Source organism: Agrobacterium sp. CFBP2214 (assembly GCF_030209895.1).
Lineage (GTDB): Bacteria > Pseudomonadota > Alphaproteobacteria > Rhizobiales > Rhizobiaceae > Agrobacterium > Agrobacterium radiobacter.
Window position 1 is genome coordinate 1,050,427 of the sequence record NZ_JARVRC010000001.1, and the last position, 15,379, is coordinate 1,065,805.

Consider the following 15,379-nt stretch of genomic DNA (forward strand, 5'->3'; position numbering starts at 1 on the left):
ATCCCATCGTGAAATCTGCAAACGAGGGTTGAATGTTTTCGCTGGTCTCGACGTTCAAAATTGCGCATCGCGTATCCATGCTGGCCCTGGCTGCTCTGTGCGGGATCGCCGTCATCGCGGGCATGCTGCTCTGGCAAGGACACATGGAGGCGCGTTATCGCGTCGCTGAAGAGACGCTGACCGAGCGCGACGGTGTGCTGGCGGCGCTGGAGGACGGTTTGCATGAAAGCCGTCTTCACCAGAGAGACTTCCTGCTGACCCGCGATATGAAATCCGTCGGGCAGTTTGACCAGACGATGGACCAGATCCGGCAGTCATTGAGCCATCTTGAAGGCAGCGCGACATCGCAGGCCCGTACGCGGCTCGAAGCGCTCGCTGAGGGCGCGGTAGTCTATTCCGATAGCATGAAGGCCCTAGTCGCCAAGAACAGGGAGCTGGGCCTAACCCCCGCGGAAGGTCTCGAAGGCGCCATGCGCAATGGCGTGCATTCCATCGAGAAACTCGTCGACGTCGTCGCCAATGCGGAAATCCGCGCCAGCATGCTGATGATGCGACGGCACGAGAAGGATTTCATCCTGCGGCGCGAAGCGGCCTATGTGACGAAACATGCGGCGGAAGTGGAAACCTTCAAGGCGCTGGTGAAGCTGGAATACCGGCCGGGCGCCGAGCGTCAGCGCATCATGGATGCACTGGAAATATATACCGCCTCGTTCCGCTTTTACGCCGCCGCCGTGCTGGAGGAGGAGAAGGCGCGCGAAACTGTCGCCTCCGCCTATAGTGCCCTGTTGCCTGTCGTCGCCGAAATCTCCACCAATTACCGGCAGGAGCGGGACGCAAGCGCTCTCGCGAACAGCGCTGCGGCGGAAAGAACGGTTTCGATCGTCGTCGCTCTTATCGCCCTGACCGTGGTAAGTCTTTTTGCCGGGGTCTACCTCATCGGCCGCTCGATCACCCGCCCGGCGACCGCGATCACGGGGGCTATGCGTCGTCTGGCCGAAGGTGAAACCGAATTTGCCGTTCCCGGTCTGCAGCGTGGGGATGAGTTCGGCGCCATGGCGCATGCGCTGGAAATCTTCCGACAGGCCGCTATCGCAAAGATCGAACTGGAGGCACAGGCGCACGCAGCCCGGCAGCAGGCCGAAGCCGAAAAGGTGCGGTTCCAGCTTGCGGCGGAATCCGAAGCGCAGGCGCGGCTGATGCAGGCGACCACGGGGCTTGCGGCGGCGCTTCGCCGCCTCGCAGGCGGCGATCTTTCCTTCGAGCTGAACGAGCCTTTTGCCCCGGATTTCGAGGCGTTGCGCCATGATCTCAACCAGACGATCCGCCAGCTGGATGCCGCCATGTCCGGCGTCGTGCAGTCGAGCGTGGTCATTGACGGCGGCAGCCAGGAAATCAGTCAGAGCGCTGCCGATCTTGCCCGCCGTACCGAGCAGCAGGCCGCCTCACTGGAGGAAACCGCTGCCGCGCTGGATGAATTGACGGCGAATATCCGCATCTCGGCGGAGCGCGCCGTGGAAGCCCGCGCAGTCGCCCATTCGGCCGACAAGGATGCCAACCGCACGGCCAATCTCGTCGTTGACACAGTAAGCGCGATGGAAAAGATCGAGCAATCCTCCGGCAAGATCGGCAATATCATTGGCGTTATCGACGAGATCGCCTTCCAGACCAACCTTCTTGCCCTCAATGCCGGGGTGGAGGCTGCGCGCGCGGGTGAGGCGGGACGCGGTTTCGCCGTCGTTGCGCAGGAGGTGAGGGAACTCGCACAGCGCTCGGCAAGGGCCGCTGCCGAAATCAAGGCGCTTATCCAGACCTCCGGTACAGAGGTGAAGGAGGGCGCGCGCTTCGTGCGGGAAACGGGTGCTGCCCTGTCGCGCATCGGCGGCTCGGTGAAGACGATCAACGGCCATATCGAAGCCATTGCCGCTGCCACGCACGAGCAGTCACTGGGCCTTGCCGAAATCAACACCGCCGTCAACCATCTGGATCAGGGCACACAGCAGAACGCCGCCATGGTCGAGGAAAACAATGCCGCGAGCGCCATGCTGGCGGGCGAGACCGCGCGTCTCAAGGAACTGGTTCATCAGTTCCGGCTGAGCGACGTGGAGGCGAGGGGCTATGGCGGGCGCGAAGCGGCCTGAGACGCGACAGCAGTCATCGAAAAGCGGGCGCGCAACTTGCGGCCCGCTTTTTTGCCGTTTATAGCTGGGCCACTCACCACGGACCCGGTGAAATTCCGGGTGGCTCTTCTGGCCGCCGATCCGCCAGATAACGCAAAGCACCGACATTCGTTTTCAATCTACCGGACACGGTTCCGGCCGGTGCGTCATTCTTTGCGAAAAAATCAGATGAACAGATTTCAGACTTACAGACGTGAGTGGTTTTCCAATATTCGCGGCGATGTTCTTTCCGGCATTGTCGTGGCGCTTGCCCTCATTCCCGAAGCCATCGGCTTTTCCGTCATCGCCGGTGTCGACCCCAAAGTGGGGCTGTTCGCCTCCTTCGCCATTGCCTGCGTTTCTGCTTTCACCGGTGGCCGTCCGGGCATGATCTCAGCGGCAACCGCCGCGACAGCCGTCCTGATGGTTACGCTCGTCAAGGAACACGGGCTGCAATATCTCTTCGCCGCCACCATCCTCATGGGCGTGCTGCAAATCCTGGCGGGTCTTGTGAAACTCGGCCGGGTGATGCGCTTCGTCTCGCGCTCGGTCATGACCGGCTTCGTCAATGCGCTGGCGATCCTGATTTTCATGGCGCAATTGCCTGAGCTGATCGGCGTGCCGGTCGAAACCTACGTCATGATCGCCGCCGGCCTTGCGATCATCTATCTTTTCCCCCTGGTCACGAAGATCATTCCGTCACCGCTGGTCGCCATCGTCGTTCTCACCTGTGTTGCCGTCTTCTCTGGCATGGATATCCGCACGGTCGGCGATCTCGGTGAGTTGCCCTCGACGCTGCCGATATTCGCCCTGCCGCAGGTGCCGCTGACCTTCGAGACGCTGCAGATCATCTTTCCCTATTCCGTGGCGCTCGCCGCCGTCGGTCTCCTGGAATCGCTGCTGACGGCGCAGATTGTCGACGACATGACGGATACGGGCAGCAACAAGAGCCAGGAATGCATCGGGCAGGGGACGAGCAACATCGCCTCCGCCCTCATCGGCGGCATGGGCGGCTGCGCCATGATCGGCCAGTCCGTCATCAATGTCCGCTCCGGCGGCAGGGGCCGGCTCTCCACCTTCGTGGCGGGCGCTTTCCTGCTGTTCCTCATTCTGGTGCTTGATGATCTCGTGCGCATCATCCCGATGGCAGCCCTGGTGGCGGTGATGATCATGGTCTCCATCGGCACATTCTCGTGGCGCTCCATCCTTGATCTTAGACGCAACCCGCCATCATCGAGCATCGTCATGCTGGTGACGGTCGGCACGGTGCTTGCCACCCATGATCTCGCAAAAGGCGTGCTGGCCGGCGTGCTTCTCTCCGGCGTATTTTTTGCGGGCAAGGTGTCGAAACTCTTCCACGTCCGGCCGGAGCTTTCTGCCGATGGCCGCGAGCGGATTTATCGCGTCGATGGCCAGATTTTCTTCGCCTCGACCGAAAGCTTCATCGCCGCCTTCGATTTCGCCGATGAGGTGGACGCCGTGACGATTGATGTCACCGAGGCGCATCTGTGGGATATTTCGGCAGTTGGTGCGCTGGACAAGGTGGTTCTGAAATTCCGCAAGACCGGCAAGAAGGTCGAGGTGATCGGTGTCAACGAGGCTAGCGCCCACATGATCGACCGCTTTGCCCTGCACGATAAACAGGACGGCGCTGCCGCACCGCTGCACTGAGCGCAAAAAAAAGCCCCGGCAAGACCGGGGCTTTTTGGTTTTATTCGTTTGCCGTCACCGTGACGCCGAGCATTTTCGGCAGGGTGTTCGGCGCGCCCATTGCGGCGCCCATGATCATCGGGAAAGGAACCGGCTTCTCCGGCTCTGCCGTGATCGAGAGGTTCTTCGGATTGTCGATATAGGCGTTGATGGCCGCCGACACCATGTTCTGCAGCTCTGGAACGTTGAGCGAAGCCATCATGATCGGCGCCATGCCCTTGATGGTCTGGGCAAGCTGGTCGCTCGTCATGCCCTGCTGGCTTGCCGCATAGTCGATGGCGCGCTTGGTGATGCTGGCGTCTTCGAAGCTGATTTCGGCGTTGATGAAGGAAAGCTGCTGCATCAGGCCGAGCATGGCGAGGCTTGCTGCCTGGTCCGCCTGTTCCTTGTTCGGATTGGCGGCCTGCGCCTTTACCGTCTCCTGCATCGACTTGATGAAGTCGAGCGTGTAGCCGGAGAAACCAAACGACATGTTGAGACGGCCGACATTGTCGAGGTCGATGGCGTATTCCTCGACGTCGACGGTGCCGGAGGCAACTTCCCAGCTGCCGCTCATGGTCATGTTGCCGGAAAGCGCCTGCAGATTGAGCTTTTCAATCGCGTCCTTGGTGGCCGGATCGGTGGCTTCGCTGAGATCGGCCTTGAAGCCGGAGGCGTCGAGTTCGAAACCGATCGAGTTCTTGTCGTCGCTGACGGACATCGTCGCGCTGCTTTCCTCAAGCGAGAAAGCCGGCTTGCCGTCGATGGCAACGGAAATCGGACCGCTATGGGCTTCATCGTAGAACATCAGGGCGTCGACGGTGCCGGTGGTCGCATCGCCCGGAATGACGAGGCCGGACATGTAGATGTCGCTCGCCTTGATCTCAACCTTGTCCTGCTTGTAGTCGATATTATCGAAACGGGCGTTCTTGATCTTGTAGCCGCCGTTGTTTTCCTCGACGCCTTCGAGCGACACATTGCCAACGGGGATCTTCTTGGCAGGATCGGCGACGGAGTTGAAGGTCACGCTGTTCAGCGTCACCGTCGTGCCGTTGACGGCGACGGAACCGGCGGCGATCTCGCCTCCCTGCGCGGCATAGGCTGCGTTGATTTTCTTCAGCACATCCCCGCCATCCAGCGCGAAAGCCGGTGCCGAAAGCGTAAGAAGCGCGGCGCTCGCGAAAAGAACCTGCCGGGTGGATTTCAGTCTCATGATGTTTCTTCCCTCAACGTACGGCTGTGCACCGTGTCCGAATTCGAATGGTGATACTTATATTCGCGATTATTCAAAGGTCTATAGGATTTAGATCGATTCCCATGACGGCGGCATTGCGGCATTTGCAACGCGGTTAACAAAAAATCGCATGAAAGGGGTGCTTTCATCCACAGGGCACACCCCTGAATTTCTTGCCGGGAATCGGCATTTCCGCTAGTCAAGCACCATGGGAAAAAATCTTGTACCTCCGTCCGGCGGAGACGATAACATTCATCCAGTCGATTTGAAGGCGGCGCTTGAAGAGCGCTACCTCGCTTACGCCCTGTCCACGATCATGCATCGTGCGCTGCCGGATGTGCGCGACGGCCTGAAGCCGGTTCACCGCCGCATCATCCACGCCATGAGCGAAATGGGCATCCGCCCCAACTCGGCCTTCAAGAAATGCGCCCGTATCGTCGGCGACGTGATCGGTAAATTCCACCCGCATGGCGACCAGTCGGTCTACGATGCGCTGGTGCGCCTCGCGCAGGATTTCTCGCAGCGTTATCCGATTGTCGACGGGCAGGGCAATTTCGGCAATATCGATGGCGACGGCGCCGCCGCCTATCGTTACACCGAAGCGCGTATGACCGATGTGGCGGCGCTGCTGCTGGAGGGCATCGGTGAGGATGCGGTGGATTTCCGCGCCACCTATAATGAGGAAGACGAAGAGCCGGTTGTCCTGCCGGGCGCCTTCCCCAATCTGCTTGCCAACGGTGCCTCAGGCATCGCCGTCGGCATGGCGACATCGATCCCGCCGCACAACGCCCACGAACTTTGCGACGCGGCGCTCCATCTCATCAAGCATCCCGATGCGACGGTTGAAAAGCTGGTGGAATTCATTCCCGGCCCTGACCTGCCGACCGGTGGCGTGATCATCGAAAGCCGCGAGAATATTCTCGATGCCTATAAGACCGGGCGCGGTGGTTTCCGCGTGCGCGCCAAATGGGAAACGGAAGACCTCGGACGTGGTGGCTATCAGATCGTCATCACCGAAATACCGTTCCAGGTGCAGAAATCGCGGCTGATCGAAAAGATCGCCGAGCTGCTGCTCGCCCGCAAACTGCCGCTGCTCGAGGATGTCAGAGACGAATCCGCCGAAGACGTGCGCATCGTGCTGGTGCCGAAGAGCCGCACCGTCGATGCGACGCTGTTGATGGAATCGCTGTTCCGCCTCTCCGACCTTGAAAGCCGCCTGCCGCTCAACATGAACGTGCTGTCGCTCGGCAAGGTGCCGAAGGTGATGGCGTTGAACGAGGTGCTGAGCGAATGGCTGGCGCACCGCAAGGACGTGCTGGTCCGCCGCTCCCGCCACCGTCTCGCCGCCATCGACCGCAGGCTCGAGATTCTCGGCGGCCTGCTGGTCGCCTATCTCAATCTCGACGAGGTGATCCGCATCATCCGCGAGGAAGACGAGCCGAAACAGGTGATGATGGCGAAGTGGTCGCTCACCGACAATCAGGCCGAAGCCATCCTCAACATGCGTCTGCGCAATCTGCGCAAGCTCGAGGAATTCGAAATCCGCAAGGAGTTCGACGAACTCAGCAGCGAGAAGGCCGAAATCGAGTCGCTGCTCGCCTCCGATGATAAGCAGTGGCAGACCGTCGCCTGGGAAATCGGCGAGGTCAAAAAGAAGTATGCCAAGGCTACCGAGATCGGCCGTCGCCGCACGCAGTTCGCGGATGCCCCGGATGCCGATATCGAGGCCATCCAGCAGGCGATGATCGAGAAGGAACCGGTCACCATCGTCATCTCGCAGAAGGGCTGGATCAGGGCGCTGAAGGGTCACATGTCCGATACGTCGGCCCTGACCTTCAAGGAAGGCGACGGACCCAAGATCGCCTTCCCGGCGCAGACGACGGACAAACTGCTGCTGCTGACGACAGGCGGCAAGGCGTATACGCTCGGCGCTGACAAGCTGCCGGGCGGGCGCGGTCATGGCGAGCCGATCCGCATCATGGTCGATATGGAGAACGATCAGGACATCCTGACCGCCTTCGTGCATGATCCGTCGCGCAAGCTTCTGCTCGTCTCCACCGCCGGTAATGGCTTCATCGTGCCCGAGAGCGAAATGGTCGCCAATACCCGCAAGGGCAAGCAGATCATGAATGTCTCCATGCCTGACGAAGCGAAGCTCGCCGTGCCGGTCACGGGCGACCATGTCGCCGTCGTTGGCGAAAACCGCAAGCTTCTTGCCTTCCCGCTGTCGCAGGTGCCGGAAATGTCACGCGGCAAGGGCGTGCGCCTGCAGCGCTACAAGGATGGCGGTGTCGTCGACGTGAAATGTTTCGCGGTTGCAGAGGGCCTGAGCTGGTCCGACACGGCCGGACGTCTGTTCACCAAGGTCGGCGAGGAACTGCGCGAATGGCTGGCCGACCGCGCCACCGTTGGCCGCACCGTACCGAAGGGTTTTCCGCGTAGCGGGAAATTTGGTGGGTAATATCTGAAAGACGTCCTCGGAGATTGTCTGGGGGCGTCTTTCCCGCCTTTGTCTCGCTGTCCAAGCCGAACATGTGCTTCAGGACTCGGCGAACCCATTATTCTCCTTCGGGATGGTAAACCTCCCACCCACGCGGCGTCAGATGCTCCTGCGGATGATAGCGGGTCTTGTACCCCATCTTTTCCGAACCATCGACCCAGTAGCCGAGATAGACATGCGGCAGGCCGAGCGCGCGCGTGCGGGTGATGTGATCGATGATCATGAAAGTGCCGAGCGAGCGTTTTTCGAGATCGGGATTGAAGAAGGAATAGACCATCGACAGACCGTCGCTCATCACGTCGCTGAGCGCCACCGCCAGAAGTTCGCCGCGCTTGCTGGAATCGATGCCGGAGCCGGGTTCGCGCACGCGGTATTCGATGATGCGGGTGTTGACATGCGTGTCTTCCACCATGATCGCGTAGTCCAGCGCCGACATGTCGGACATGCCGCCGGACTGGTGGCGGTGGTCGAGATAGCGGCGAAATAGCGCGAATTGTTCGGTGGAGGGCTCGGCGGCGTGCACCGTGGCCACGACATCCCGATTGGCGGCAAGTACACGCCGCATCGATTTCGTCGGCTGGAACTGTTCGGTGAGGATGCGTACGGAGACGCAGGCGCGGCAGTTTTCGCAGGCCGGGCGATAGGCGATGTTCTGCGAGCGCCTGAAACCGCCCTGGGTCAGAAGATCGTTCATTTCCGAAGCGCGCGGGCCGACCAGATGGGTGAAGACCTTCCGCTCCATCTGGTTCGGCAGATAGGGGCAGGTGGCCGGCGCCGTAAGATAGAATTGAGGAGAGGGCGTCGCCTGCGTGTTCATCGAACCGTGATCGCCTCCTGCGTCTGTTATGAAAGCGCGCCGCGATTTCACGGGGTTGGCGGCGGCGCTTCAAGCGACATGCATAATGTCACAGAATGGCAAAATGACGGAAAACGTCAACTGCGGGATGAGGTATTTGACGCGATGAAAGCCACGTTTCCGTGGCTTTCATCGATATCAGCGCATTCTGACGATAACGGTGCCGAGCAGGAAGTCATGAACGAGGCGCGAGCGCTCGGTAAACAGGCCTGCAAGCAGGATCAGCGGCGTCAAAACCGAGTTGATGACCCAGAAAAGCACGATATGCACCGTCGACAGCAGGAAATCGATTCGCCGCCCGTCCATGCGCGCCATCGCGATCCCCATCGCCCGCATGCCGGGAGTGGCCTGCGACGGGCCGCCAAGCGTCATGCCGAAATAAAGCACCGCAACGATGACGAACAGCGCCGGGTAAAGGAAGAATCCCAGGCCAAGCGTGATCACGCCGAGAAAGAAGACGATGACCGCGGCCGGGATGCACAGAAGCAGAACGATCGCGTAATCGATCACGAACGCGAAGACGCGCCGGCTCAGGACGCCGCTATAGGCGCGCCAGTCATCCGGTGCGGCATAGGTGGGGTTCTGGTCGAGGCTCATCGGTCGTTTTCTCCTGAGAGGGTATGACAGCGCGGCATGAGTGCCGTGTCAGCAGACAATATGGGAAGAAAACGACCGAATACAATAAGCGCCGGCCTCAGCCCTTTGCCAGTTTGCGTGCGGCCTCCATGGCGAAATAGGTGAGAACACCATCGCAGCCCGCACGCTTGAAACAGAGAAGCGTTTCCATCATCACCCGCTCGCCGTCGATCCAGCCATTCATGGCCGCAGCCTTGATCTGGGTATATTCGCCGGACACCTGATAGGCGAAGGTCGGCAGGCCGAAATTCTCCTTCAGCCGCCAGCAGATGTCGAGATAGGGCAGGCCGGGTTTGACCATCAGCATGTCGGCGCCTTCCTCAACGTCGAGTGCTGCGTCGCGGATCGCCTCCATGCTATTGGCTGGGCTGATGTAATAGCTCGCCTTGTCACCCTTCAGCAGGCCGGCGGTGGAGATGGCCTCGCGATAGGGGCCATAATAGCCGGAGGAAAATTTCGTCGCATAGGACATGATGCCGACATTCTGGTGTCCGGCGGCGTCGAGCCCCCGGCGGATGGCGCCGATGCGCCCATCCATCATCTCCGACGGGGAGATAATGTCCGAACCGGCATCCGCCTGCAGGATGGCTGCCTTGACAACCTGTTCGACCGTTTCGTCATTGACGATCTCGTCGCCGCGCAGAATGCCGTCATGCCCGTGGCTGGTGAAGGGATCGAGCGCGACATCGGTGATCAAGCCGATATTTGGCACGGCTTTTTTGACGGCGGCGGTCGCCTGATTGATAAGATTGTTTGCTTCGAGCGCGTTCGAGCCGGTCTCGTCCCGCAGCTCCATCTCGATATTCGGGAAGGTCGCGATGGCGGGAATGCCGAGATCGGCGGCTTCCTTTGCCGCTTCCACCAGCCGGTCGACGCTCATGCGGTTGACGCCGGGCATGGCGGGAATGGGCTCGAGAATATTGCTGCCCGGCACGATGAATACCGGCCAGATGAGGTCGTCAACGGTCAGGTGGTTTTCCTGAACCAGACGGCGCGTCCAATCCGCCTTGCGATTGCGCCGCATGCGGCGATGGCCGGTGATCTCGTCGACCAGATGCGTTTTGTCCTGCATGTCAGAATGTCCTTCGGTCAAATTTCGAAAGCTGCATATCATGAAGCGTGGGCCATGCGAATGCGACAATCTTCCCTCATTGAGGCACAGCGCCGGCGATCATGCTTTGACAAGGCAGATGGCGGAATTCAATATGGACTGGTCGCCCGCCCATCGAGACCGTATCTTCCGGCCATGGAACCTGATTCTCAACCTCTGCCGAAGCGTCCGCTTGCCGAAATCCTCTTTCTGGTCTTCATGAGACTGGTTGCGGTTTCCTGTTTCTGGTTCGGCCTGCAATATTGGGCGATGCTGACGGGCTATTCGCTTGGCGGCCATGGGCGCTTCGATATGCTGAACCTGCCCTGGCGGGTGGCGGGCAGTGCGCTGGCGGTTATTTTCCCGGTTGCGGCGCTGGGTCTCTGGCTCGGCGCCTCCTGGGGTGCCGTCATGTGGGTCATGGGCGCGGGCGCGCAGATCGCCATGTATAAGGTTTGGCCGCATATCTTCGGTGCCAACACGCTCGTACCCGTGATGCACGGCCTGGTGGCAACCATTTATATACTATTTCTGGTCGCTTTCTGGCTGGATCAGCGCCAAAATGAAGAGCGCGCAAGAATTGATTTACCATAAGAATAAAGCAATTCGGCCCGATTTCGGGCCTGATTTTATCGCTAAGTCATTGATTTATAATGATTGGCTGTGAGCCGTTCCCGCTTCGCCACAAGTTCGGCCCCTTTGGGAAAATGCAGGTAACCATTTGTTAATCGTAGCTTTTAAGTAGAATTTTATGCGCATTGATTAGGTTCTCACTCAAGGCGGGAGACAAACAAACACACCGCCAAACAAAACAGTGAGGCAGTCATGATCAATAGCAAAGTTAAGCCCCAGGCCGTTGTTGCCGATGCACATGAAGATACCATCCGCTCGCTCTACATGGAGTCGCTGCACCTGGTGGAACGTCTCCACCGCCGCCTCCTCGATGTCATCAAGGACGAGTTCGACCGCCAGGGTCGTGATGACGTCAACGCCGTTCAGGCACTGCTGCTGTTCAACATCGGCAATTCCGAACTGACGGCCGGCGAGCTGCGTTCGCGTGGTTATTACCTCGGCTCGAACGTCTCCTATAACGTCAAGAAGCTGGTCGACCTCGGTCTCATCAACCACCAGCGCTCGCGTGTCGACCGCCGCTCGGTCCGCATCAGCCTGACGGAAAAGGGCCAGGAAATCGCCGAAACGGTTGCCCGCCTTTATGAACGCCACGTCGGTTCGATCGAAAAGGTCGGCGGCATCGGCACCGGCGAGTTCTCCGAAATGAACAAGCTGCTGCAGCGCCTTGATCGCTTCTGGAACGACTCGATCGCTTACCGCCTGTAATACCGCGACGGTTTCACTGTTTAAGCCGGGGGCATCCTTTGCTCCCGGCTTGCGGATTCCGCAGGTCACCCGCCACGCATTTTACCTGTCAAGTCCGCCCCTTCATCCGGCCTTCGCCCTGTTTTGCAGGCGAACACAGCTTCGTGAGAAGAGGGCCGTGACACGAATCGGCCATATTGATATGGGAGGCGCAAAGGCATAGGAGCCGGCGGTTTCTCCTGCTGTCGTGGCAAGCCTCGACTGCTGTGCCAGACACCAGCGCCAAGATCATGGCGTATCGAGCATTACCGGCCGGCAGACACGTTGTACGTGTTTGTTAATCATATTGATTTAGGCATCGTTGAGGATGCCGAAGAGAGTGGCTGGTAGGTAGAATGACAAAGAAATCCGTTTCCGATTCCGTATCGCGCCGCGCGCTTCTGCGTTCGGCCGTTTCCGTTGGTGCTGCAGCACTTGCCGCGCCGGCCTTTGCGCAGAACGCGCTTAACGATCTCATGGGCTCTTCGCGCCGCGGCAACTGGGATGACCAGTTCGACGCCAATTCATCGCGTTCGGCCGTGGGTGTCGTTTCAAACAATCCGGTTCTCGGACGCGAAGCACCTGTCTATATGCAGCAGGCGATCATGCAATATCAGCAGATCGTGCAGAATGGCGGCTGGCCGGAAGTGCCTGCGTCCCAGCAGCGCCTCCAGATCGGCGTCTCCGATCCTTCCGTACAGGCGCTGCGCCAGCGACTGATGGTATCCGGCGATCTGCCGCGCGAAGCCGGCATTTCCAGTGCCTTTGACTCTTACGTTGATGGCGCACTGAAGCGTTTCCAGGCCCGTCATGGCCTTCCGGCTGACGGTGTCAGCGGCGAATATACCACGAAGGCGCTCAATGTTTCCGCGCAGATCCGTCTGGCGCAACTGCAGACCAACCTCGTGCGCATCCAGTCCATGTCGGGTGATCTCGGCCAGCGTCACCTGATGGTGAATATCCCGGCCGCCGCCATCGAAGCGGTTGAGAATGAGCGCGTCGTCCTGCGCAACACCGCCGTCGTCGGTCGCGCCAGCCGCCCGACGCACGTCATCAATTCCAAGATTTACGAAGTCATCCTCAACCCTTACTGGACAGCGCCGCGCTCGATCGTCGAAAAGGACATCGTGCCGCTGATGCAGAAGGACCCGACCTATCTGGAGCGGAACAACATCCGCCTCATCGACGGCAAGGGACAGGAAGTTTCGCCGACGGCGGTCGACTGGTTTGCGCCAAAGGCACCGAACCTGATGTTCCGCCAGGACCCCGGCAAGATCAACGCCATGTCCTCGACGAAGATCAACTTCCACAATCCGAACAACGAATATATGCACGACACGCCGCAGCAGGGTCTGTTCAACAAGCTGATGCGGTTCGAATCGTCCGGCTGCGTGCGCGTACAGAACGTGCGCGACCTCACAAGCTGGCTGCTGCGCGACACGCCCGGCTGGTCGCGTCAGGAAATGGAACGCGTCATCGCCACCCGCGTCAACACACCGATCAAGCTGGCGCAGGAAGTGCCTGTCTATTTCGTCTACATCACCGCATGGTCGGCGAAGGACGGCGTGGTGCAGTTCCGCGACGACATCTATGAAAAGGACGGCAACGCCGAACTGGCGCTGAACACCACGAGCGGCATGGAGCAGCCGGCCGGCGCTGTCGACGACGACCTGTTGCCGCGCAACTGATCCGGCTTTGCTGTCAGTTTCTTACCCCGAATGAAGGCCGCGCTTCGCCGGGTGCGGCGTAGCCCTCATACGCCGTCACCCCCGGAGCTGATCCGGGGTCCAGTGCGATCAAGTCCTTGATCGCGAGAGAGTCCTTTCACGGCGCAGACGCGCCGTGGCTGGATGCCGGATCTAGTCCGGCATGACGGGAGGAAAGCTTGTCGCCTTTCCTCACAGGTCTGATCCTCCCCGCTGCGTGCGGCTTTCTCTCCTCTCACCGCTACTTTTAAAAAACAACTGTCGTTTTTTGTCGCAACGTCGCAGTTTGACGGGCAAATCTCGCTGCCCGTATTGCTCTTGACCGGGCAGGGCGCTAAGACGCCATCGCATTACTGTTTCAGGAGCCTTCACCATGTCGAACACAGATGCTTTCTTCTCCCGTCCGCTTGCCGAAGTCGATCCGGATATTTTCGGCGCGATCGAGAAGGAACTGGGTCGCCAGCGCCACGAGATCGAACTGATCGCCTCGGAAAACATCGTTTCCCGCGCTGTGCTTGAAGCGCAGGGTTCGATCATGACCAACAAATATGCCGAAGGTTATCCGGGCAAGCGTTATTACGGCGGCTGCCAGTTCGTAGACATTGCTGAAGAGCTTGCCATCGAGCGCGCCAAGAAGCTGTTCGGCGTCAACTTCGCCAACGTCCAGCCAAATTCCGGTTCGCAGATGAACCAGGCCGTGTTCCTCGCGCTGCTCCAGCCGGGCGACACCTTCATGGGTCTCGACCTGAACTCCGGAGGCCATCTGACGCACGGTTCGCCGGTCAACATGTCCGGCAAGTGGTTCAACGTCGTGTCTTACGGTGTGCGCGAAGGTGACAACCTGCTCGACATGGACGAGGTGGAGCGCAAGGCCAAGGAAACCCGGCCGAAGCTTATCCTTGCCGGCGGCACCGCCTATTCCCGTATCTGGGACTGGAAGCGCTTCCGCGAGATCGCCGATGAAGTCGGCGCCTATCTGATGGTCGATATGGCCCACATCGCTGGTCTCGTTGCCGGTGGCCAGCATCCGTCGCCGTTCCCGCATTGCCACGTTGCCACCACGACGACGCACAAGTCGTTGCGCGGCCCGCGTGGCGGCATGATCCTCACCAATGACGAGGATCTGGCCAAGAAGTTCAACTCCGCCGTTTTCCCCGGCCTGCAGGGCGGTCCGCTGATGCACGTCATCGCCGCAAAGGCAGTTGCCTTCGGTGAAGCTTTGCAGCCGGAATTCAAGGATTACGCCGCACAGGTCGTCAAGAACGCCAAGGCGCTTGCCGAAACGCTGATCGAAGGTGGTCTTGATGTCGTCTCCGGCGGCACTGACAACCACCTGATGCTGGTTGACCTTCGCAAGAAGAACGCCACCGGCAAGCGTGCTGAAGCAGCTCTCGGTCGCGCCTACGTCACCTGCAACAAGAACGGCATTCCTTTCGATCCGGAAAAGCCTTTCGTCACCTCGGGTGTGCGTCTCGGCACGCCGGCCGGCACGACGCGCGGTTTCAAGGAAGCGGAATTCCGCGAAATCGGCAAGCTGATCGTCGAGGTTCTCGATGGTCTGAAGGTCGCCAATTCGGATGAGGGCAACGCTGCTGTTGAAGCTGCGGTGCGTGAAAAGGTCGTCGGCCTGACGGACCGTTTCCCGATGTATCCGTACATGTAAGGAAAAGAGACGATGCGCTGCCCATTCTGCGGTTCCGAAGACACACAGGTCAAGGACTCGCGTCCGGCGGAGGACAATACCTCCATCCGCCGGCGGCGCATCTGCCCGGATTGCGGCGGCCGCTTCACGACCTATGAGCGCGTGCAATTGCGCGAGCTGATGGTCATTAAGAAAAGCGGCCGCAAGCTGCCTTTCGACCGGGAAAAGCTGGTGCGGTCCTTCGAGATCGCGCTGCGCAAGCGCCCGGTTGACCGCGACCGGATCGAGCGGGCCGTCTCCGGCATCGCCCGCCGTCTGGAAAGTTCCGGCGAGACGGAAATTCCCTCGGAAGAAATCGGCCTGCAGGTTCTGGAAGCGCTGAAAAGCCTCGATGATGTGGCCTTCGTGCGTTACGCCTCGGTTTATCGCGATTTCAGCCACGCCGAGGATTTCGAGAACGTGATCGCCGAAATCAACGCCAAGATCGCCCGTGATACGGACGGTGGAGCATAGA

12 protein-coding genes and 1 other annotated feature are annotated in these 15,379 nt (G+C 59.9%); of the genes, 8 read left to right on the plus strand and 4 right to left on the minus strand.

Annotated features, from left to right (window positions below; all coding sequences use genetic code 11):
- Nucleotides 1-32 precede the first annotated feature (32 nt).
- Nucleotides 33-2,138, plus strand: a complete 2,106-nt coding sequence (locus QRN60_RS05215; protein ID WP_129564840.1) for a methyl-accepting chemotaxis protein — start codon at nucleotides 33-35, stop codon at nucleotides 2,136-2,138.
- 77 nt (nucleotides 2,139-2,215) lie between these two features.
- Nucleotides 2,216-2,271 (plus strand) — a sequence feature (sul1 is cis-regulatory element that is thought to sense ions involved in sulfur or methionine metabolism; They are found in Alphaproteobacteria).
- A gap of 74 nt (nucleotides 2,272-2,345) precedes the next feature.
- The gene (locus QRN60_RS05220) at nucleotides 2,346-3,827 is read left to right on the plus strand and encodes a SulP family inorganic anion transporter (RefSeq protein ID WP_111834288.1); all 1,482 of its coding nucleotides are present in this window, start codon (nucleotides 2,346-2,348) and stop codon (nucleotides 3,825-3,827) included.
- Between the two features lie 40 nt (nucleotides 3,828-3,867).
- Here the strand turns inward: QRN60_RS05220 and QRN60_RS05225 are convergent, their stop codons facing one another.
- Entirely contained in the window at nucleotides 3,868-5,058 is a 1,191-nt protein-coding gene (locus tag QRN60_RS05225; RefSeq protein ID WP_003502195.1) for an aq_1923 C-terminal domain, read from the minus strand.
- Nucleotides 5,059-5,287: 229 nt separating this feature from the next.
- Here QRN60_RS05225 and parC point away from each other — a divergent pair, with 229 nt between their 5' ends.
- The gene (parC, locus tag QRN60_RS05230; RefSeq protein WP_129564839.1) at nucleotides 5,288-7,540 is read left to right on the plus strand and encodes a DNA topoisomerase IV subunit A; all 2,253 of its coding nucleotides are present in this window, start codon (nucleotides 5,288-5,290) and stop codon (nucleotides 7,538-7,540) included.
- Between the two features lie 97 nt (nucleotides 7,541-7,637).
- On the opposite strand, the gene QRN60_RS05235 is transcribed toward parC, so the two are convergent.
- The 3 genes from QRN60_RS05235 to hemB form a co-directional block, all read right to left on the minus strand.
- Entirely contained in the window at nucleotides 7,638-8,396 is a 759-nt protein-coding gene (locus QRN60_RS05235) for an arginyltransferase (protein WP_003502198.1), read from the minus strand.
- 177 nt (nucleotides 8,397-8,573) lie between these two features.
- Entirely contained in the window at nucleotides 8,574-9,032 is a 459-nt protein-coding gene (locus QRN60_RS05240) for an RDD family protein (RefSeq protein ID WP_129564838.1), read from the minus strand.
- Between the two features lie 97 nt (nucleotides 9,033-9,129).
- A complete protein-coding gene (gene hemB / locus QRN60_RS05245; RefSeq protein ID WP_087743753.1) occupies nucleotides 9,130-10,143 on the minus strand; it encodes a porphobilinogen synthase in 1,014 nt (337 codons plus the stop codon).
- Nucleotides 10,144-10,317: 174 nt separating this feature from the next.
- On the opposite strand from hemB, the gene QRN60_RS05250 reads away from it, so the two are divergent.
- The 5 genes from QRN60_RS05250 to nrdR all read left to right on the plus strand — a co-directional run bounded on the left by QRN60_RS05250 (nucleotide 10,318) and on the right by nrdR (nucleotide 15,378).
- On the plus strand, nucleotides 10,318-10,755 hold the full coding sequence (locus QRN60_RS05250) for a DUF6163 family protein (RefSeq protein ID WP_003502204.1): 438 nt from the start codon (nucleotides 10,318-10,320) through the stop codon (nucleotides 10,753-10,755).
- A gap of 234 nt (nucleotides 10,756-10,989) precedes the next feature.
- The gene (ldtR, locus tag QRN60_RS05255) at nucleotides 10,990-11,499 is read left to right on the plus strand and encodes a transcriptional regulator LdtR (protein WP_026363448.1); all 510 of its coding nucleotides are present in this window, start codon (nucleotides 10,990-10,992) and stop codon (nucleotides 11,497-11,499) included.
- Nucleotides 11,500-11,873: 374 nt separating this feature from the next.
- Nucleotides 11,874-13,205: a L,D-transpeptidase family protein gene (locus tag QRN60_RS05260; RefSeq protein WP_129564837.1), complete on the plus strand. Its 1,332-nt coding sequence runs from the start codon at nucleotides 11,874-11,876 to the stop codon at nucleotides 13,203-13,205.
- Nucleotides 13,206-13,596: 391 nt separating this feature from the next.
- Nucleotides 13,597-14,886, plus strand: a complete 1,290-nt coding sequence (gene glyA / locus QRN60_RS05265) for a serine hydroxymethyltransferase (protein WP_003512506.1) — start codon at nucleotides 13,597-13,599, stop codon at nucleotides 14,884-14,886.
- 12 nt (nucleotides 14,887-14,898) lie between these two features.
- Nucleotides 14,899-15,378: a transcriptional regulator NrdR gene (gene nrdR, locus QRN60_RS05270; RefSeq protein WP_003502218.1), complete on the plus strand. Its 480-nt coding sequence runs from the start codon at nucleotides 14,899-14,901 to the stop codon at nucleotides 15,376-15,378.
- Nucleotide 15,379: the final 1 nt, after the last annotated feature.

Coding starts and splice junctions, on each gene's coding strand:
- QRN60_RS05215 (WP_129564840.1), top strand. CDS start 33: ATGTTTTCGCTGGTCTCGACGTTCAAAATTGCGCATCGCGTATCCATG.
- QRN60_RS05220 (WP_111834288.1), top strand. CDS start 2,346: ATGAACAGATTTCAGACTTACAGACGTGAGTGGTTTTCCAATATTCGC.
- QRN60_RS05225 (WP_003502195.1), bottom strand. CDS start 5,058: ATGAGACTGAAATCCACCCGGCAGGTTCTTTTCGCGAGCGCCGCGCTT.
- parC (WP_129564839.1), top strand. CDS start 5,288: ATGGGAAAAAATCTTGTACCTCCGTCCGGCGGAGACGATAACATTCAT.
- QRN60_RS05235 (WP_003502198.1), bottom strand. CDS start 8,396: ATGAACACGCAGGCGACGCCCTCTCCTCAATTCTATCTTACGGCGCCG.
- QRN60_RS05240 (WP_129564838.1), bottom strand. CDS start 9,032: ATGAGCCTCGACCAGAACCCCACCTATGCCGCACCGGATGACTGGCGC.
- hemB (WP_087743753.1), bottom strand. CDS start 10,143: ATGCAGGACAAAACGCATCTGGTCGACGAGATCACCGGCCATCGCCGC.
- QRN60_RS05250 (WP_003502204.1), top strand. CDS start 10,318: ATGGAACCTGATTCTCAACCTCTGCCGAAGCGTCCGCTTGCCGAAATC.
- QRN60_RS05260 (WP_129564837.1), top strand. CDS start 11,874: ATGACAAAGAAATCCGTTTCCGATTCCGTATCGCGCCGCGCGCTTCTG.
- glyA (WP_003512506.1), top strand. CDS start 13,597: ATGTCGAACACAGATGCTTTCTTCTCCCGTCCGCTTGCCGAAGTCGAT.
- nrdR (WP_003502218.1), top strand. CDS start 14,899: ATGCGCTGCCCATTCTGCGGTTCCGAAGACACACAGGTCAAGGACTCG.